The organism is Geodermatophilus sp. SYSU D00766 (genome assembly GCF_054049915.1).
The window spans coordinates 283,502-302,208 of record NZ_JBJGYI010000002.1; the positions used below are offsets into that span (position 1 = coordinate 283,502).

The 18,707-nt window shown below is 73.8% G+C and carries 14 protein-coding genes and 2 pseudogenes; 7 read left to right on the forward strand and 9 right to left on the reverse strand.

What is annotated here, in order from left to right; genetic code table 11:
* Window positions 1–26 precede the first annotated feature (26 nt).
* Window positions 27–1,346 (forward strand): glycosyltransferase, encoded by a 1,320-nt coding sequence (locus ACI8AD_RS03300; RefSeq protein ID WP_456869125.1) that lies wholly within the window; start codon window positions 27–29, stop codon window positions 1,344–1,346.
* 18 nt (window positions 1,347–1,364) lie between these two features.
* Here the strand turns inward: ACI8AD_RS03300 and ACI8AD_RS03305 are convergent, their stop codons facing one another.
* The 4 genes and pseudogenes from ACI8AD_RS03305 to ACI8AD_RS03320 form a co-directional block, all read right to left on the reverse strand.
* Window positions 1,365–2,309, reverse strand: a complete 945-nt coding sequence (locus ACI8AD_RS03305) for a glycosyltransferase family 2 protein (protein WP_456869126.1) — start codon at window positions 2,307–2,309, stop codon at window positions 1,365–1,367.
* A gap of 17 nt (window positions 2,310–2,326) precedes the next feature.
* Window positions 2,327–2,422: pseudogene (locus ACI8AD_RS03310) on the reverse strand (acetyltransferase); the annotation flags it as partial.
* Between the two features lie 485 nt (window positions 2,423–2,907).
* The gene (locus tag ACI8AD_RS03315; RefSeq protein ID WP_456869127.1) at window positions 2,908–4,653 is read right to left on the reverse strand and encodes a glycosyltransferase; all 1,746 of its coding nucleotides are present in this window, start codon (window positions 4,651–4,653) and stop codon (window positions 2,908–2,910) included.
* A 153-nt stretch (window positions 4,654–4,806) separates the two neighbouring features.
* Entirely contained in the window at window positions 4,807–5,490 is a 684-nt protein-coding gene (locus ACI8AD_RS03320) for a glycoside hydrolase family 16 protein (protein WP_456869128.1), read from the reverse strand.
* 479 nt (window positions 5,491–5,969) lie between these two features.
* Here ACI8AD_RS03320 and ACI8AD_RS03325 point away from each other — a divergent pair, with 479 nt between their 5' ends.
* A complete protein-coding gene (locus ACI8AD_RS03325; RefSeq protein WP_456869129.1) occupies window positions 5,970–6,536 on the forward strand; it encodes an IclR family transcriptional regulator domain-containing protein in 567 nt (188 codons plus the stop codon).
* 37 nt (window positions 6,537–6,573) lie between these two features.
* On the opposite strand, the gene nrfD is transcribed toward ACI8AD_RS03325, so the two are convergent.
* From nrfD to ACI8AD_RS03350, 5 genes and pseudogenes are all read right to left on the reverse strand, one after another.
* Window positions 6,574–7,623 (reverse strand): NrfD/PsrC family molybdoenzyme membrane anchor subunit, encoded by a 1,050-nt coding sequence (gene nrfD, locus ACI8AD_RS03330; RefSeq protein ID WP_456869130.1) that lies wholly within the window; start codon window positions 7,621–7,623, stop codon window positions 6,574–6,576.
* Complete coding sequence (locus tag ACI8AD_RS03335; protein WP_456869131.1) at window positions 7,620–8,687, reverse strand: 4Fe-4S dicluster domain-containing protein; 1,068 nt, start codon at window positions 8,685–8,687, stop codon at window positions 7,620–7,622. The genes nrfD and ACI8AD_RS03335 overlap by 4 nt, the downstream gene beginning before the upstream one ends.
* A gap of 10 nt (window positions 8,688–8,697) precedes the next feature.
* Window positions 8,698–11,988, reverse strand: a pseudogene (fdh, locus tag ACI8AD_RS03340) (formate dehydrogenase).
* Between the two features lie 110 nt (window positions 11,989–12,098).
* Window positions 12,099–12,497 (reverse strand): MmcQ/YjbR family DNA-binding protein, encoded by a 399-nt coding sequence (locus ACI8AD_RS03345; RefSeq protein ID WP_456869132.1) that lies wholly within the window; start codon window positions 12,495–12,497, stop codon window positions 12,099–12,101.
* A gap of 11 nt (window positions 12,498–12,508) precedes the next feature.
* Window positions 12,509–12,772, reverse strand: a complete 264-nt coding sequence (locus ACI8AD_RS03350) for a hypothetical protein (protein ID WP_456869133.1) — start codon at window positions 12,770–12,772, stop codon at window positions 12,509–12,511.
* A gap of 118 nt (window positions 12,773–12,890) precedes the next feature.
* On the opposite strand from ACI8AD_RS03350, the gene ACI8AD_RS03355 reads away from it, so the two are divergent.
* From ACI8AD_RS03355 to ACI8AD_RS03375, 5 genes are all read left to right on the forward strand, one after another.
* Window positions 12,891–13,700, forward strand: coding sequence for an MBL fold metallo-hydrolase (locus ACI8AD_RS03355; protein WP_456869134.1), 810 nt, complete (start codon window positions 12,891–12,893; stop codon window positions 13,698–13,700).
* The gene (locus ACI8AD_RS03360; RefSeq protein ID WP_456869135.1) at window positions 13,697–14,362 is read left to right on the forward strand and encodes a DedA family protein; all 666 of its coding nucleotides are present in this window, start codon (window positions 13,697–13,699) and stop codon (window positions 14,360–14,362) included. Before ACI8AD_RS03355 ends, ACI8AD_RS03360 begins: the two co-directional genes overlap by 4 nt.
* Window positions 14,359–16,518 (forward strand): phage holin family protein, encoded by a 2,160-nt coding sequence (locus tag ACI8AD_RS03365; protein ID WP_456869136.1) that lies wholly within the window; start codon window positions 14,359–14,361, stop codon window positions 16,516–16,518. The genes ACI8AD_RS03360 and ACI8AD_RS03365 overlap by 4 nt, the downstream gene beginning before the upstream one ends.
* Window positions 16,519–16,599: 81 nt before the next feature.
* Window positions 16,600–17,574: a glucosyl-3-phosphoglycerate synthase gene (locus tag ACI8AD_RS03370; protein ID WP_456869137.1), complete on the forward strand. Its 975-nt coding sequence runs from the start codon at window positions 16,600–16,602 to the stop codon at window positions 17,572–17,574.
* 170 nt (window positions 17,575–17,744) lie between these two features.
* Window positions 17,745–18,701 carry a glucosyl-3-phosphoglycerate synthase gene (locus tag ACI8AD_RS03375; RefSeq protein ID WP_456869138.1) on the forward strand — a complete coding sequence of 319 codons (957 nt, stop codon included), beginning with the start codon at window positions 17,745–17,747 and terminating at the stop codon, window positions 18,699–18,701.
* The last annotated feature ends 6 nt before the right edge of the window (window positions 18,702–18,707 follow it).

Consider the following 18,707-nt stretch of genomic DNA (forward strand, 5'->3'; position numbering starts at 1 on the left):
AGGCTGCTCTCGAGAGGAGGACGTCGGTGCACTCCGCTGACGAGGAGGTGACCGACGAGGCCGTCGGCGCCGGCACGTGGTGCTGTGAGTTCGAGCTCTCCAACGGTGGCGGGCTGCGGTCGGTCCTCGAGCCAGCGGGGCAGCAGGTGACCCGGGTCCTCGTCCGGCTCCACGGCGTGCCCCTCGGGTACGTGACCCTGCCACTGGCCTCGGGGGTCCTCGACGACGCCTCCCTCGTCGAGACGGCCAGGAGGCGATACGGCGACCGGATCGACCAGCACCTCGCGGAAGAGGGGATGCCCTCCGGGCCCGACGGGCAGCGGCCCGATCCGGCATCCGAGGCGTGTCCCGACCGCGTGGTGGCCGACGAGCTCGTCTCCGTGGTCGTGTGCACGCGCAACCGCAGCAGCATCCTCGCCGCATGCCTCGAGCGATTGGCAGCGCTCACCTATCCGCGTCTCGAGATCCTCGTCGTCGACAACGCGCCGTCGGACGAGAGCACGAGGGACCTCGTGGAGGCGCTCGCTGCGGAGGACGACCGCTTCCGTTACGTTCGAGAACCCGCGCCGGGCCTCTCCCGGGCTCGCAACGCCGGCCTCGCTGCAGCACGCGGTGCACGCATCGCCTACACCGACGACGACGTCGCAGTCGACGCCGACTGGGTGCAGGGACTGGTCAAGGGCTTCCAGCGACGGCCCGACGTCGGCTGCGTGACCGGTCTCGTCTGCACCGCGAGCATCACCGGACCGGCCGAGGAGTACTTCGACGCCCGGGCAGCGACGTGGTCCACCCGCTGCGACAGCGAGGTGTTCGACCTCCGATCGCGCCCTGGCGACGCGCTGTACCCCTACGCGGCCGGCATGTTCGGCACGGGCGCCAACTTCGCCTTCGATCGGGAGTTCCTCATCGCACTCGGCGGCTTCGACCCAGCTCTGGGTGCCGGGAGCCCGACCCGTGGCGGTGAGGACCTCGACGCGTTCGTCCGGGTGCTCCGGGCCGGACGGGCCATCGCCTACGAGCCCGCCGCCATCGTCTGGCACCACCACCGGTCCGACCCCCGAGCGCTGCTCGACCAGCTGTACGGCTACGGCACGGGGCTGTCGGCCTTCGCCACCAAGTGCATCGTCGATCCAGAGACGCGGTGGGACGTCCTCCAGCGCATCCCCCACAGCTTGGTGCACATGGTGGCGATCAAGTCAAGGACCGACGAGCGCCTGGGCGCCCGGAGCAGTCGGCCGAACGGGGTCCTCCGCCGGGAGCTGACCGGCCTGGCCTCCGGTCCGGCGTTGTACCTGCGCGCCCGCCGGAGACGGTCCCAGGAGACGACTGGACCCGTCCTCGGGTAAACAGCAGGGAGTCGGGCCTCAGGCCCCGGCTGCAACCGACCTGCGGAGCACGGCGACCTTGCGCTGCACGGCTACGCGTTGCAGCGGGGGAAGCACGGCAGCCCGGCACTCGACCGCGTCGGCGAGGACGCGGAGTCGGTCGAGCGCACCGGCCCCCCGCTCCGCCGCAGCAGGGAGGTCGGCGAACCAGGTCGGTTCGAGCCCGAGGACCGATCGAGCCAAGGCCGAGTAGGAGTCCCGCAGCACGGGGTCCGACCACGCCCGGACAGTCCAGGCGGATGAGGCCGTGACCTGCCCGGCGTGGAAGCGGTACAGCAGGGTCGGGAGTCCGACCCGCACACACCGGGCACCCTGACTGCACAGTCGGAGCCACAGCTCGTAGTCCTCGGCCGCGACCGCTCGGTAGCCGCCGGCTGCGGTGAGCACCGAGGTGCGCGCCACCATCGTCGAGTGCGCCACGGGGTTGGACAGCAGCATGTGCAGTGGCATCGCTGCTGCGGAGATCGGCAGCGGGGGTGCGGGCCGCACTCCGCCGGGCACGTCTCCGATGCCGACGACGGTGGACCAGACCACGTCCGCACCGCGGCGCAGCGTGGCGAGCTGAGCTCGGAAGCGCCAGGGCAGGCAGACGTCGTCGGCGTCCATCCGTGCGACCAGGGGGGTCGCCACCCGCTCCAGCAATAGGTTCAGGCCGCGAGCGACCCCGCGAGCCGGGTTGCTACGCACGACCTGGAGGCGCGGGTCCCCGATCCCGGCGAGGACGGCCGGCGTGGCGTCCGTGCTGCCGTCGTCGTGGACGAGCACCACGCCTTCCGCCGGGAGTGCACGCAGGGTCGAGGTCACCGCCCGGGCGATGGTGTCAGCGCCGTTTCGGACCGGCAGCAGGACACTGACGGCCGGTCGACCACCGCGTGCCCGGGTGACCCCGCCTCCGACGTCCGCTCCGTTCACCGGTGAACTCATGACACCGCGGCGTCGACGCGGACGAGTCGTCCCGGGTTCCCGACCACCACGCCGCGGGGCGGGACGTCCTCCAGCACGACCGTGAGGGCTCCGATGCGGGCCCCATCCCCGACGTGGACGTCCCCCACGACGACACAGCCGGCTCCGAACTCGACACCGTCACCGGCACTGGCGACGCCCTTCTCGCTACCGTCCCGGCGCACCGCGTTCCCGATGGTCACGCTCTGCCTCAGGAGGCAGTCGGCCCCGAGCCGGACGCCGGGGTTCAGCACGATGCTGTGCGGGTGGAAGATGCGCAGCCGTGGGCCGACCTCGGCTTGGTAGGGCAGCTCCACCCCGAAGAAGAGCGAGGTGAGGAGCCGGTAAGCCAGGCTCAGCGCCAGCCCCGGTCGGCCCCAGTGCCGGTACGACCACTGAGCGAAGCGAAAGCACACGAGGATGATCTGGGAGTCGGGGTACCTGTGGTTGACCCGCCAGTCCTGGAAGACCCACCGCCAGAAGGTCATCGTCCCGACGCCGTTCCGTTCGACCTGCACGTCATCCGTCCGATTCACGGGATCAGCGGCGTGTCCCGCAACTCGAGACGGTGGTCCGGCGCTCACGAGCGCCCCCCGGGTCCCCGTCCGAAGGCGGCGAGGCCGGTGCGCACCGCCCAGCGCGCCTCCCGCTCGATCCACTGCCACGACCGACCCCGAGGTCCGCGTACCCACCTGACGAGCTCCTCGGCGGTCGTCTCCCGGGTCACCTCCAACCTGGGCACGGCGAGCCGCCGCCTACTGCGCCTCACGTAGGCGCCGTCGAGCCCGAGCCCCATCACGTAGCCGGCACGGCGGGCCGCCGCCCGCACGCGGACGTCGTGCTCGCCATAGGGGTAGGCCACCACCGGGACCACGGAGAGGCCGGTCGCCCGGAGGTCCTCGAGCGCTCCGGCGAGTTCGTCCGCGAGGCTGGCGCGGCCCACGCGGACGAGGTGCGGGTGGGTGCGGGTGTGCACCCCGACATCCCAGCCCGTTCGAGCCATCGACCGGAGTTGGTCGGTGGAGAGCAGGGGAAGCGCGGAGGCGCCTCGAGCCACGTCCCACTCGTTCGTCCCGCCGACGTAGCCGGTCACCGGGAGGACCAAGGCCGGGATGCCGGCGTCTCGGAGAACCGGGACGACGGTGTCCCAGAGGCCGGCGTAGGCGTCGTCGAAGGTGAGCAGGACGGAGCGGGGCAACACAGGCCGGCCGTCGAGGTGAGCAAGCAGGTCATCGACGCCGATCCAGTGGACGCCGGCGGCGTCCAGGGCGCGCACGTGTTGCTCGAACCGCTCGGGCGTCACGCACCAGCGCCCGATGACCTCGTCGTGGAGATCGGTGACCGCGTGGTAGGTCAGCACCGTCGGGCCCACGGGGTCCAGGAGGCCACCGGCCTCCTCGGCACCTCGCCAGTAGTGAGCGTCCCGGAGCCTCGTGAAGGCCCACTGTGTCGGCCGGTCGACGGCACCGGCCTCGACCCGTCTCAGGAGCCGCCGAGCCACAGCGTGCTCCGCGGGCCCGGACTGCCGGCGGGCGAGCGCTCGCAGCGCCCGTCCGCTGAGGCTGTGACCTCGATGAGCTGCGACGATGTGCGCAAGGACATCTGGGTGCTTGCGGACCAACGCCGCATCGGCCCGGCCGCCCTGCCGCCACTGCCTGAGGTACTGGGCCGGGGAGACGGTGTAGCGCTGATGGGACACGGCATCGGGTGCGTATCGAACGTCTGCTCCCGACTCGAGGAGTCGATACAGGAAGTCAGTGTCCTCCGCACCGAAGGTGCCGCCCTCGTTGAAGGACTCGTCGAAGCCACCGGACGCGTCGAAGACGTCCTTGCGGACCGCCAGTTGCCCGGTGAGCATGTCCGACAGCCCCAACCGACCACCGGAGCGCACCAGTCGTGCATGTCTCTTCTCGACCCAGCGCTCGAGTCCTCGCACGAGGAGGGTCCGACAAACGTCACCGTGGACGGGGATGTGTCCCACGACGGCGTCGGCGCCGGCGCCGAGTGCCGCATCGAGCGCGATGAGCAGGTCCTCGGCGGCGGACATGTCATCGTCGAGGAACAGCAGCCAGCGACCCCGCGCCACGGTTGCGCCGCGGTTTCGCGCCGCACCGGCCCCCCGATTCTCTTGCCGGACGACCGTCGTCGGGAGACTCATCGACAGGCTCCGGGCGGCCTGATGACTGCCGTCGCTCGAGCCGTCGTCGACGACGACCAACTCGCAGGGCCACGGCCGCCGCGTGGCCGACAGCGCCTTCATGCTCTCCAGCAGCACGTCACGACGGTCATGCGTCGGGATGACGATGGTGAAGCGGAGGTCGTTCATGGATCCACGCAACGAGGCGCGTCAGGAGCCGACAGTGCGAGACGGATCAGGGCCGGTGCGGGTGGCATTCCGTCATCTTGGGTCAGTGTCGACAAGCATGCAGCACTGACCAGGGAGTTCACCCCAGGGGATGGCCGCATCCCCTCTGTCGAGTCAGCGGGAGCCATCCGCGGAACGGCGCCAGGCGCGCACCCAGTCCACCAGCATCGTGCGTTCCTGGGTCACGGTCCCGCCGGTGCTGAGACCGATGACGAGGTAGCGCTCGGCATCCGGAACCGGCCCGGAGTAGGTGTACACGGGCCTGCCGTCGTAGTAGAAGGTGACGCCGTGGGGCCGGATGTCCGCGCCATAGACGTGCATCCCGCTCGTGGCGCCCGGGACGGTTCGTGTGCGATCGATGCCGTTGAGGTTGGTGACGTCCGTCCCGACGGGTCCGTAGTGGATGTTGAAGGAGCATCCACTGTCAGTGCCGTCACCTTCTACGACGTCGATCTCCATGTTGGCGGGCCAGTCGTATCCGTTGAGCCAGAAGCCGGGCCAAAGCGCCTCAGCCGCACTGCCGGCGGGTTGCTGCAGCCGCGCCTCAACGAAGCCGTAGCCGATGCTGAAGCCGACGTGGGCCTGCCCCGGGTCGGTGTTGATGACGGCACCCAGCTGCGGTTCAGTCCGACCGCTGTCGGTCCGGCCCTCGGTGTTGGGACGGACGGAGAATCGTGCGACGCCGTCATGGACCGCTAGGAGGCTCCGGTCGTACAGCGCGGTCTCGCTGCTGTTCACCGGGTGCGTGAGGTACCCGTCGCCGTACCAGCCGAAGTGCCAGCGCTTCTCAGCGAGCACCCCGGCCGCATCCCCTGACTGAAACTCTTCGTCAAAGGTGAGCGCCCATCGCGCACCTGGCAGGGGCCGCGCCAGGAAGGGGCCGATCCCCGTTCCCGAGGAGGAGGGCGCTGCAGCGGAGGACGTCACCGTAAGACACTGACCCAACAGGAGGGACGCGAGGCCGAGCACGAACAAGCCCCGAACGGGTCGACGAGGACCACCCGAGGACCTTCTCACCGCGTTCACCCGTTCACCAACCAGCGATGGCACGTCCTGGCTGTCGGCGGCTCGCAGGGAGTGCCTGAGCGTCTCGCGAGGCATTACGCCCGAACGGGGGACGCTGCTCTCTCACAGCGGGCACACGACCTGCGGTCCTGTGGATGCGGACGGGTAGCGACGCTCAGCCGACCCGTCGTCACCGGTCGGGCACCCGTTGCGGCCTGGTGGCGACGTGCATAGCGTCGCTGCTCACGCGTACACGGGGAACGGGGGCCGACGTGAGCGGCAGCGTGCAGTTCGAGGACAACCGCGTGGCCGAACCGCCGGCCGACGACGTCGGCGAGGAGCTGCGGCTGCTCGCCGCGGCCACCGGCGGGACGGTGATCCTGTTCGCGTGGTCCGGCGACACGCTGCAGTGCCGGCTGCGACACGATCCGCCCCCGCAGCCGCTCGTCGTCCCGCAGGTCGACTGCACGCTCCTCCTGCCGGGGACCGAGGCGCCGCTGCACGTCCTCCTCGCCTGGCTGGAGCCCGGCGTGCTCGAACGCCGGCTGACCGGTCTGCAGCGAGCCCCGCACGCGGTGCGCAACCGGGCCCTGCTCGCCCTCCGGCTGGCACGGGTCCGCGAGGCCGGTCGCGACGTCGTCGCCGGCGGCGTCCGGGGCGAGGTCACCTCGATCGCCGTGCCCGTCCGCGACCGGCACGGCGAGGTCACCGCCGCCCTGTCGCTGATCGCCCCATCGGTCTACCTCGAGGACCTCGACCTCGCCTCGATCGCCACCGACCTGGGCCGCATCGCGGCCCACGTCCCGGCCGACGCGGACGCCCTGCCCTCCCCCGTGTGAGGCCCAGAGGTGCCGACAGCGCTACACGGGCACCTCGTCAGCGGGAGACGGTGGAGGCGTGCCCGTTCTGAGCCGCCCGGGCCGCCATCCGCTCGCGCTGCGGGACGACGGTGTACTTCGGGTCCCTCGCGCTGGCCAGGCCGGCCTCGAAGACGCCGAAGCGGGTGAGCAGCGAGCCGGCGGCCAGCAGCAGCCCCGACACCACCGCGCCGGGCCGCGAGCGCCCGGCGAGCACGGTGAGCCCCGCCCCCGCCGCCGTGCACGCCTTCGCCGCCCGCAGCAGCGTCCCGGCCCGCCCGACGTGGTACGGCTCGCTCTCGATCCCGTGGTCGCTCTCCACCCGGTGCATCACGGCGAGCTCGATCGCCGCGCCGGCCACCGCGGTCCGCCGGGACGGCGCTGCCTCGGCCACCGGCGTGAAGACCATCGTCACGCCGCCGCCGGCCGCCATCGCCGAGCCGCCGAAGACGAACGGCAGCTGCCGGTGCGGAGCGTGCCACGCGGGCACCGCGGTGTTGGCCAGCAGCACACCGGTGTAGGTGGCCAGCGGGCCGCCGAACAGTGCCGACACCACGCCGCCGAAGCGCTTGAGCCGCGGGAACCAGCCCAGCAGCTCCACCGCCGCCGTCGCCGCCGCCGCGCCGCTGAACGGGGCGAGGATGTAGGAGCCCACCGACAGCGGCGACGTCGGCTTGAGCACCCGCAGCATGTGCAGGAACCGCTCGGGCCGCCCCAGGTCGTGGATGAGGAAGACCACCGAGGCCAGCGCCCCGCCGCCGGCGGTGTACCGGCCCACCCGGGTCAGCACCGGCCGCCCGGTCACGTCGGCCACCGCCGCCAGGATCGACGACGACCCCGCCATCCCGCCGAGGAACAGGTACAGCGGGACGTCGGGTGACTTCCACACCGGCTGCTTGATGATCGGGCGGCCGTAGTAGGAGGTGAAGGTGGCGTCCTCCACCATCGGGACCTCGCCGCCGCCGCCGCCGCGCCGCCCGCCCCTGCGCCGCCGCTTGCCGCGGGCCTCCGCCGTCGGGCCGTCGGCCCGCCGCCAGCCCGCACCGGGTGTCGCCAGCCCCTCCGTCACCGGGGACGCCGTCCGACGAAGGACGAGAGCACGACGCCGGCGATCATCGCCGCGCCGGCCGCCGCCGCGCGCCACATCGCCGGCAGGTCGCGGGTGGTGACCACCGGGTCCGGCGGCAGGCCGTAGACCTCCGGCTCGTCGAGCAGCAGGAAGAACGCGCCGTTGCCGCCGACACCGTCGTCCTCGTCCCTGCCGTAGAGCCGGGCGGTCTCGACGCCCTGCGCCTTCAGCGTCTCCAGCCGGGCGTCGGCGCGGGCCTGCAGCTCGTCGAGGTTGCCGAACTGGATCGACTGGGTCGGGCACGCGGTCGCGCAGGCCGGCTGCAGCCCGTCGGTGAGCCGGTCGTAGCACATCGTGCACTTGAAGGCCCGGCCGTCGCCCTCGCGGGTCTGGATGACCCCGTACGGGCACCCGATGACGCAGTAGCCGCAGCCGTTGCAGATGTCGCCCTGCACGACGACGGTGCCGAACTCGGTGCGGAACAGCGCCCCGGTCGGGCAGACGTCCAGGCAGCCGGCGTGCGTGCAGTGCTTGCAGACGTCGGAGCTCATCAGCCACCGGATCTGCCTGTCGGTGCCGCTCTGCCCGGTCTGCGGGTCGAACTCCGAGAGCGCCTCGGCGTTGAGCACGCTCGACTGCTGCGCCCGCGCCAGGCTCTCGTCGTTCTGCCCCTCGGCGACCGAGGGACCGCTGCCCCGCCGGTCGTCCCCCGGGCGGCCGAACGTGGGCATCGGCAGGTCGACGGTGCGGGACTGCTCGACGAACGCCACGTGCCGCCAGGAGTTGGCCCCGAGCTGCCCGGTGTTGTCGTAGGACATCCCGGACAGCCCGATGACGTCGCGCACCCCGTGCGAGTCGTCCATCGGCAGGGTGTTCCACTCCTTGCACGCCACCTCGCAGGCCTTGCAGCCGATGCACACCGAGGTGTCGGTGAAGAAGCCCACCCGCGCCGGGTGGTCGCCGTCGTAGCCGGCCTGGCCGGTCACGTCCGGCACCGGCCCGTAGAGCCGGTTCTCCGGGTCGCGCCCGGTGAAGGCCGCACTCGCCGAGCTGATCACGGTCATGCCGGCCTCCTCACAGCTGGGACCCCTCGCCGGCCTCGGCGGCGACCGGGTCGCGGCCGTTGACCCCGACCCGCCCGGACGCCACGCCCGCGCGGCGCCGGTAGCCCTCCACGAAGTCGATCAGCTCGGGGCCGCGCGGGCGCCGCCCCGGGACGATGTCGGCGGTGCTGACCTTGTCCTCCTGGATGTGGGTGTTCGGGTCGAGCACGATGCCGAGCAGGTCGTTGGCCGAGTCGCCGGTCGAGATGCCGCTGTAGGACCAGTGGTAGGGCATCCCTATCTGGTGCACGACCTGGCCGGTGGCCAGCCGGATCGGCCGCATCCGCTCGGTGACCAGCACCTTGGCCTCGATCGCCGTCCGGGTGCTGACCAGCGTGGCGTACTCCCCGTTGACCAGCCCGCGCAGCGCGGCGAGCTCCGGGCTCACCTCGACGAAGAACTCCGGCTGGAGCTCGGACAGGTAGGGCAGCGTGCGGCTCATCCCGCCGGCGGTGTGGTGCTCGGTGAGCCGGTAGGTGGTCACCTGGAAGGGGAAGACCGGACTGAGGGAGGGGTTCTCCCGGTTCCACGGCCCCTCGATGTGCTCGATCGTCGGGTTCGCCTGCTGCTTGTACAGGACGTTCTCGACGACGGACTCCGCCGGCTCGTAGTGCGTCGGCAGCGGCCCGTCGACCACACCCGCGGGCGCGTACAGCCAGGCCTTGCCGTCCCCCTGCATGATGAACGGGTCGGCGCCGCCGATCGCGTCCTGCGCCCGGGCCCCCTCGGGGGGCACGTAGTCCGGCCGCTTGGTGGCCTCGAAGTCCGGGGTGTCGACGCCGGTCCAGCGGCCGGCCTCCTCGTCCCACCAGACGTACTTCTTGCGCTCGCTCCACGGCTTGCCGTCGGGATCGGCCGACGCGCGGTTGTAGAGGACCCGCCGGTTGTACGGCCAGGCCCAGCCCCACTCGGAGGCGACCTGGCCCTGCTCACGGCCGGGCTTGCGCCGGGCGGACTGGTTGACCTCGTCGGCGTAGACGCCGGAGTAGATCCAGCAGCCGCACGTCGTCGAGCCGTCGTCCTTGAGCTCCAGGTAGCCGGACACGGCACGCCCGTCGGGGCCGACGCCGTTGATCTCCCGCAGCACCGCCTCGGCGCTGGGCTCGGCGTCGGGGCCGTGCGTCGGGTAGTCCCAGGTGAGGTCGAGCAGCGGGCGGTCGCGCGGGTCGGTCGAACCGGCCAGCCGCTCCCGCAGGATCCGGCCGAGGTGGAAGTAGAACCACAGGTCGCTGGTGGCGTCGCCCGGCGGGTCGACCGCCTTGTGCCGCCACTGCAGCAGCCGCTGGGTCTGGGTGAAGGTGCCCTCCTTCTCCGCGTGCGACGCCGCGGGGATGAAGAAGACCTCGGTGGCGATCGTCTCGGGTGCCAGCTCCCCCGTCTCGATCTCCGGGGACTCGTGCCAGAAGGTCGCCGACTCGATCAGCTGCAGGTCGCGCACGACCAGCCAGTCGAGGTTGGCCAGGCCGAACCGGTTCATCCGGCCGTTGGGGTGCCCGACCGTTGGGTTCTCGCCGACCAGGAAGTAGCCGGAGACCTTCCCCTCGATCATGTCCTTGATCGTCCGGTAGGAGCTGTGGTCGGCGTCGATCTTGGGGATGTGGTCGAAGCAGAAGTCGTTCTCCGGCGTCGCGGCGTCACCCCACCACGCCTTGAGCAGGCTGACGGTGTAGGCCCGCTTGTTGCCCCAGAACCCGCCCTTGCCGGCCGCGTCGGCGCAGTAGTCGTCGAGCGACGCGTGCTGCATCGCGTGCGGCATCGGCAGGTAGCCCGGCAGCAGGTTGTACAGCGTCGGGACGTCGGTGGACCCCTGGATGCTGGCGTGCCCGCGCAGCGCCAGGATGCCGCCGCCGGGACGGCCGATGTTGCCCAGCAGCGTCTGCAGGATCGAGCAGGTGCGGATGTACTGCGCGCCGACGCTGTGCTGCGTCCAGCCCACCGAGTAGACCCACGCCGTCGTCCGCTCGCGGTTGCTGTTCTCGGTCACCCACCGGGCGACCTGCAGGAACACCTCCGGCTCGATGCCGCAGACGTCGGCCACGACCTCCGGGGTGTAGCGGGCGAAGTGCCGCTTGAGGACCTGGAAGACCGTGCGCGGGTGCTGCAGCGTCTCGTCGCGCCGCGGCTTGGCCGCGATCGGCGGGCCGCCGCTGCCGGCCGCCTGGGCCTTGTCGGTCTTCCTGATCTGCGGGTGGTCCTCGAGCTCGTCCTGCGCGGCGGCCGCGGCTGGGTCGTCGGAGCCGGAGTGCGGGGGCTCCTCCGGCTCGTAGGCCCAGCTGGACTCGTCGTAGGTGTTGTTCTCCGGGTCGAAGCCGGAGAACAGGCCGCCGAGGTCCTCGGTGTCGAGGAAGTCCTCGCTCACCAGCGCCGCGGCGTTGGTGTAGGCGACCACGTACTCCTTGAAGTAGAGGTCGTTCTGGAGGACGTGGTTGACCAGGCCGCCGAGGAAGGCGATGTCGGTGCCGATGCGCAGCGGCACGTGGAGGTCGGCGATCGCGCTGGTCCGGGTGAACCGCGGGTCGACGTGGATCACCTTGGCGCCGCGCGCCTTGGCCTCCGCCACCCACTGGAAGCCCACCGGGTGGCACTCGGCCATGTTGGAACCCTCGATGACGATGCAGTCGGAGTTCGCGAGGTCTTCCTGGGAGTTCGTGGCACCGCCACGACCGAACGAGGCACCCAGACCGGGCACCGTGGCGGAGTGCTATATGCGCGCCTGGTTCTCGATCTGGATCGCGCCCAGGGCGCTGTACAGCTTCTTCATGAGGTAGTTCTCCTCGTTGTCGAGGGTCGCCCCTCCGAGGCTCGCTATCCCCATGGTGCGGTTGACGCGCCTGCCGTCGTTCTCGTCCTGCCAGCCCTTGCGCCGGGCCTCCAGGACGCGGTCGGCGATCATGTGCATCGCCGTGTCGAGGTCGAGGTCCTCCCACTCGGTGCCGTACGGACGGCGGTAGCGGACCTTGGTGACCCGGGTCGGGCTGGTGACCAGCGACTTGCTGGCGCTGCCCTTCGGGCAGAGCCGGCCGCGGCTGATCGGCGAGTCCGGGTCGCCCTCGATCTGGACGATCCGCTCGTCCTTCACGAAGATCCGCTGGCCGCAGCCCACGGCGCAGTACGGGCAGACGCTCTGCACGACGCGGTCGGCGGTGGCCGTGCGGCTCACCACGTTCTCCGTCGCCCTGCTGCGCGCGGACACGCCCCGCCCGAGGGGATCGGGGCCGGTCAGCTGCCGGAACACCGGCCAGGCGTCGAGCCAGGTCTTCACGGTGTGCACTGTGCCACTGCGGGCCGGATCCGGCCTGTTCTACGGACCGGCCGGTCCCGGACGGCACCGTCCGGTCGGTGCCGTGCACTTCCGCGGACGTGCACGGGCCCTCAGAGGTCGGGGTGCCCGCCGGCCAGGTGCTCGCGGGCCAGCCGGCGCGGCGCCTTCACCAGCCAGGCCTCGGTGACCAGTTCGGCGAGCTCGCCGACGTCGATCGCGTCGAGCCGGACGAGGACGGCGGCGTACCCGTCGAAGTGCGGCGTGGTCAGGTAGACGGCGGGGTCGTCGGCGACCAGCGCCTGTTTGACGCCCTCGTCGGCGACCGCGGCACCGAGCACCGGGCCCGCGGGTGCGGCGTCGCCGAGGTGCTCGAGGTCGGCCCGGCGCAGCGGCCGCTCCCAGACGAACAGCCGGTCGCGCACCCGCCACGCGGGCGACCCCCACGCGGTGCCCTCGGTGGTGGCGGGCAGCGCGAGGGCCAGCCGCCGCACGTCCGCCCAGGTGGCCACGGGCGCCGACCTCAGGGTGCGGTGGGTGCCGGCGGCCGGGCGTCACGCGGCGGGAGCGCCCTGCCGCACGCCGCCAGCCGCTCGCGCAGCCGGGCGGCCTCCTGGCGGCGCTGCTCGGCGCGACGGCGCAGCACGGCCACCTGCCGCGGGTCGGCGGTGCGCTGGGCGCGCAGCTCCAGCACCGCGGCGGTCTCCAGGTGCAGCGCCATGCGCCGCAGCTCAGCGGACGTGTCCGCGGTCCGTGGCAACCCCGGGACGTGCCCCGCTGAGGTCATGGCGATCATGGTGGAACGCATCCGTCCCGGCCGCACCCGGAACGGCACGCCGGGCCCGCGCCGGGACGTCGTGCGGAAACGCTCCGGTTCCGTCGCCGGCTGGGTCGATACTGGCCGCGTGGGTGACCCGGTGCTGCACTACCTCGGCCACTCGACGGTCCGCGTGGAGCTGGCCGGCAGCACGGTCCTCACCGACCCGCTGCTCACCCGCGGCGCCGGGCCGCTGCGCCGGGTCGCGGCCACCCCGCCGGCGTCGGCGTGGGCCGGGGTCGACCTCGTGCTGGTCAGCCACCTGCACGCCGACCACCTGCACCTGCCCTCGCTGCGGCTGCTGGGCGACGGTGTCCGCGTGGTCGTGCCGCGGGGCGCGGGCGCCTGGCTGCGGTCGCGGGGCCTGCGCTGGGTCGACGAGCTCGCGCCCGGGGAGTCGCTGACCCACGACGACCTGCGGGTCACCGCCGTCCCCGCGCGGCACAGCGGCCACCGCTGGGGTCCGCGGCTGACCGCCGGCCCCGACACGCAGGCGGTCGGCCACCTGGTCGAGGGCGCGGGCAGCACGGTCTACGCCCTCGGTGACACCGACCTGTTCCCCGGGATGGGCGACGTCGGCGACCGCGGCGTCGACGTCGCCCTGGTGCCGGTGTGGGGGTGGGGTCCCACCCTCGGTCCCGGGCACCTCGATCCGCGCCGGGCCGCCGAGGCCGTGGCCCGGGTCCGCCCCCGGGTCGCCGTCCCGGTGCACTGGGGCACCCTCGCCGTGGCCGGCGCGACGGCGCTGCCGGGGCTGGGCCGCCGCTACCGCCGGCTGCTCGTCGAGCCGCCCCGGCACTTCGCCGCCGCGGTGGCCGCCCGCGGGCTGCCCACCACCGTCGCGGTCACCGAGCCGGGGGACCCGGTCGTCCTGCCCACCGCCGCGGGGACGCCGTGAGCGCCGCCACCACCGTCGCGTCCGGCTGGACCGACGGCTCCTCCCTCGGCTACCCCGTCGTCTTCGGCGGCGTCCTGCTCGGCTCGCTGGTGCCGGTCGTCCCCACCGGGGCCGTCGTCGGCGCCGCGGCGGCCCTCGCCACCAGCGACGGGCAGCTCGACATCGTGCTGGTGCTCGTGCTGGCCACGCTGGGCGCCTGGATCGGCGACGTCGCCACCTTCGCCGTCTGCCGCTCCGGCGGGCCGGCCGCGGTGCGCTGGGTGGCCCGCGGCCAGCACGCCGACCGGATCGAGGAGGTGCGCGAGCAGTTCCGCCGGCACGGCTGGCAGATCATCGTCGCCGGGCGGCTGCTCCCGGCCGGGCGCATCCCGGTACTGCTCGCCGCCGGGGCACTGACCTACCCCTGGCGGCGGCTGCTGCCGGCCTCGCTGCTCGCCGCCACGCTGTGGGCGGTCGCCTACGCGCTCATCGGCGTGGCCAGCGGCGGCGTCTTCGACAACCCGCTGCTCGCCACGCTGGTGGCCACCCTGCTGGTGCTGCTGGTCGGCGCGGTCCTCAACCTCGTGCAGTCCCGGCGTCGTCGGCACGCGGCCGGCGACCCGGAGGACGACGCCGACGACGGCACCCCCGCGTCGGCCACCCCGTGCGGCCCCGCCTCGTGACCCGCTCCTCCGGACGCGACGGCGGCCGGGTGCTGGGCCGTGGCCGGGGGCCGGCCCGCGTGCTGCTCACCTGGCTGCTCACCACCCTCGCCCTCGTCGCCCTCGACCGCTGGCTCGAGGGCTTCGAGATGGGCAGCTGGTGGCAGCCGCCGCTGACCGCGCTGCTGCTCGGCGTGCTCGCCGGGGTGGTCTGGCCGCTGGTCATGCGCGTCGCGCTGCCGCTGGCGCTGTTCACCCTGGGCCTGGGCAGCTTCCTGCTGCTGGGCGCGGCGGTGCTGGCCGTCTCCTTCGCGATCCCCGGGGTGCGGGTGGCCGACCTGCGCACCGGCGTGCTGGTCGTCGTCGCGATGGCCGCGGTGACCGCGGTGGTCAACAGCGCGCTGGCCATCGACGAGGACGAGCTGTTCTTCCGCCGCGTCCGCCGCCGTGCCACCGCCGCCGGGGCGGCCGCTCCCCTCCCGCCGGGCGTGCTGTTCCTGCAGATCGACGGCCTGGGCGCCGACACCGCCCGCCGCGCCGTCCGCGACGGGTCGATGCCCACCCTCGCCGCCTGGCTGCGCTCGGGCAGCCACGCGCTGACCAGTTGGCACACCGACTGGAGCTCGCAGACCGGCGCCTCGGTCTGCGGCATCCTGCACGGCTCCAACCACGACGTCGTCGGGTTCCGCTACTACGGGAAGGACCGCGACCACGTCGTGCAGGTCTCGCACCCGGCCGACGCCGCCGAGGTGGAGCGCCGCCACTCCGACGGGCGGGGGCTGCTGGCCGGCGGGGGCGCCAGCCGCGGGAACCTGTTCAGCGGCGACGCGCCGCACGTCAGCCTGACGATGAGCTCCCTGCCGCTGGTCACCACGCGCCGGACCGGACGGCGCCGCGAGCGGGTGGGTGCGGGCTACTACGCCTACTTCGCCAACCCGGTCAACGCCGTCCGCACGCTCGGCGTCTCGCTGGTCGACGTCTACCGGGAGCTGGCCGCCGCGGCCCGGCAGCGGCGCGCCGACGTCCGCCCCCGGGTCAGCCGCGGCGGGATCTACCCCCTGGCCCGGCCGGGGACGACGGTCATCGCCCGCGACGTCGTCGTCGCCGCGATCCTCGAGGACATGCTGGCCGGGCGGCCGGTCGTCTACGCCGACTTCCTCGGCTACGACGAGGTCGCCCACCACAGCGGCGTGGAGCGCTTCGACACCCTCGAGGTGCTGCGCAGCATCGACCAGCAGATCGGGCGGCTGGCCCGCGCCGGCCAGCTGGCCCCGCGGGACTACCACCTGGTGCTGCTGTCCGACCACGGCCAGACCCAGGGCGAGGCCTTCGCGCAGCGGTTCGGCGAGACGATCGAGGCGTTCGTGGGCCGGCACTGCGGCGGGTCCCCCGCGCCCGACCACCGCGGGCCCGAGCCGCGTGACAGCCGCCGCGCCGCGGAGGGCTGGCAGGTCGCCTCGGCCCTGGCCGAGGCCGCGTCGGGGCCGGGCCCGATCGCCCGGCGGCTGCGCGAGCGGGTGGAGAGCGCCGGGGCCACCGAGCACCGGCACCGGACGCCGTCGGGGCGCCCCGGTCAGGTGGCGCGGGTGGCGCCCGGCGTGGTGGTCGTCGTCTCCGGTCACACCGCGGGCGTCTCCTTCGCCGACCTGCCCGGCCGGGTGCCGCTGGAGGAGATCGAGCGGCACTGGCCCGACCTGCTGCCCGCCCTCGTCGACCACGACGGCGTGGGGTTCGCGCTGGTGCACTCCGACGAGCACGGGCCGGTCGTGCTCGGCCGCGACGGCCTGCACCGGCTCGACACCGGGGTGGTGATCGGCGAGGACCCCCTGGTCCCCTACGGCGAGCACGCGCCGGCGCTGGTGGCGCGGGTGTCGGCCTTCCCGCACTGCCCCGACGTGGTGGTCAACAGCCGCTACGACCCCGACACCGACGAGGCCTCCCCCTTCGAGCCGCACGTGGGCTCCCACGGGGGGCTCGGCGGCCCGCAGCAGCGCGGCTTCCTCGCCCACCCGCGGCAGCTGACCCCGCCCGGCGAGATCGTCGGCGCCGAGCACCTGCACCGCGTGCTGCGCGGCTGGCTCACCGAGCTCGGCCACCCCGAGCCCGACGGCGCCGGCGCGGCCGTGGGCCCGCTCAGCGTCACCGGCCTGCGCGCGGCCGACCGCAGCCGCGTCTGACCGGTGACCTCCCGGCTACGGCTGCGTGAACAGGTGCCCCGCCCGTGGCGACGCCGGCGGGGTCTCCACGACAGTGGGCCGATGCGACCCGACGCCCGCGCCTGGTTCTCCGGCCGCACCTCCACCGTCCGATCCCTCGCCGACGTCGACCTCGACGCACTGCTCCTCGCCAGGCGCCGCGGCGGGCACCGGGTCAGCGTGGTGCTGCCCGCGCGGGACGAGGCGGCGACCGTCGGCGGGCTGGTCGCCGACCTGGTCGCGCGGTGGGTGCGGGCGGTGCCGCTGGTCGACGAGGTGCTCGTCGTCGACTCCGACTCCACCGACCGCACCGCGGAGGTCGCCCGCGCCGCCGGCGCCGAGGTGGTGGCCGCCGCCGACGTGCTGCCGGCGCACGGGTCGCGGCCGGGCAAGGGCGAGGCGCTGTGGAAGGCGCTGGCGGCCACCGACGGCGACCTGGTGGTGTTCCTCGACGCCGACCTGCTCGGCGACGTGGCGCACTACGTGCCCGGGCTGCTCGCGCCGCTGCTGACCGATCCGCAGGTCGGCTACGTCAAGGGCTGCTACACCCGCCCGCTGGAGGTCGACGGCCGCTCGACGCCGGCCGGCGGGGGCCGGGTCACCGAGCTCACCGCGCGGCCGCTGCTCAACGCGCTGTGGCCGGAGCTCGCCGGGTTCGTCCAGCCGCTGGGCGGGGAGTACGCCGGCCGCCGCGCCGCCCTCGAGCAGGTGCCGTTCCTCTCCGGCTACGGGGTGGAGGTGGGCCTGCTGGTCGACCTGCTCGGGCTGCTGGGCCTGGGCGGTCTGGCGCAGGTCGACCTCGGCGTCCGCCGGCACACCTCCCAGGACCAGGAGGCCCTCGGCCGGATGGCCGGGCAGGTGGTCTCGGCGGTGCTCTCCCGCAGCCCGGCCGCATCCGCGGGCGCCGGCGCGCTGCTCACCCAGTTCCGCGGCGACGGCACCGGGTTCACGCCGGTGAGCACGCCCGTGGGCGTCGACGAGCGGCCGCCGATGACGACCGTCCCCGAGTACCGGGCCGGCCGCGCCGGGGCCGTCTGAGACCCGCGCCCCGGACCACCCGGGGCCCGCGGGCGCCGCCACCTGCGAGGACGTCCCCGGACCGCCGTCGGCCGCGGAGGGGTGCCGCCGGGCGCGGCGTACGGCATCCTGTCGCGACGGGGGTCCCGTGCCGGCGGGGGTGCCGGCACCCGACCGTGGGGAGACGACCCATGCGGCCTGACGTCCGCCGGTGGCTGAGCCGGCGCACCTACACCGCGGCGTCCTGGCGCGCGGCCGACCTGGCCGAGGCCAAGCGGTCCCAGGGCAGCACCGTCAGCGTCGTCCTGCCCGCGCTGGACGAGGAGCCGACCGTCGGCGCGATCGTGGCCGCCATCCGCGAGGCGCTGGTGCGGGACGCGCCGCTGGTCGACGAGGTGGTCGTCGTCGACAGCGGGTCGGCCGACCGCACCGCCGCCGTCGCCGCGGCCGCCGGGGCGCGGGTCGTCGACACCGCCACCGTGCTGCCCGCCCACGGCCGGGTGCCGGGCAAGGGCGAGGCACTGTGGAAGGGGCTGCACGCCACCAGCGGTGACCTGGTCGTCTTCGTCGACGCCGACCTGGTCGGGTTCGACCCGCAGTTCGTCGTCGGCCTGCTCGGCCCGCTGCTCACCGACCCGGGGATCGGCTACGTCAAGGCGCTCTACGACCGCCCGCTGGCCACGACCGAGGGCATCGTCCCCTCCGGCGGCGGGCGGGTGACCGAGCTGCTCGCCCGGCCGCTGCTCAACGCCTGGTGGCCCGAGCTGTCGGGCTTCGTGCAGCCGCTGGGCGGGGAGTACGCCGGCCGCCGCGAGCTGCTGGAGCGGGTGCCGTTCGTCTCCGGCTACGGCGTCGAGTTCGGCCTGCTGGTCGACCTGGCCGGGCTGGCCGGGGTCGACGCGCTCGCCCAGGTCGACCTCGGCACCCGGCAGCACGGCCACCAGTCCGACGCCGCCCTGGGCCGCATGGCCGGGCAGATCCTGCAGACCGCGATCGCCCGCCGGCCCGGCACCGGCAGCCCCTCCTCGGAGCTGCTGCAGTTCCTGCGCACCGCCGACGGCGTGGAGGCGGTCAGCTGGGACGTCGCGGTGACCGAGCGGCCACCGATGCGCACGGTGCGGCCGGCCGCCGGGCGGGGCCGCTCGTGAGGATCC

What these genes read in the sequence shown, in the direction of transcription:
- ACI8AD_RS03305 (WP_456869126.1), bottom strand. Translation starts at nt 2,309, where the DNA reads ATGAGTTCACCGGTGAACGGAGCGGACGTCGGAGGCGGGGTCACCCGG.
- ACI8AD_RS03315 (WP_456869127.1), bottom strand. Translation starts at nt 4,653, where the DNA reads ATGAACGACCTCCGCTTCACCATCGTCATCCCGACGCATGACCGTCGT.
- ACI8AD_RS03335 (WP_456869131.1), bottom strand. Translation starts at nt 8,687, where the DNA reads ATGACCGTGATCAGCTCGGCGAGTGCGGCCTTCACCGGGCGCGACCCG.
- ACI8AD_RS03350 (WP_456869133.1), bottom strand. Translation starts at nt 12,772, where the DNA reads ATGACCTCAGCGGGGCACGTCCCGGGGTTGCCACGGACCGCGGACACG.
- ACI8AD_RS03370 (WP_456869137.1), top strand. Translation starts at nt 16,600, where the DNA reads ATGCGACCCGACGCCCGCGCCTGGTTCTCCGGCCGCACCTCCACCGTC.
- ACI8AD_RS03375 (WP_456869138.1), top strand. Translation starts at nt 17,745, where the DNA reads ATGCGGCCTGACGTCCGCCGGTGGCTGAGCCGGCGCACCTACACCGCG.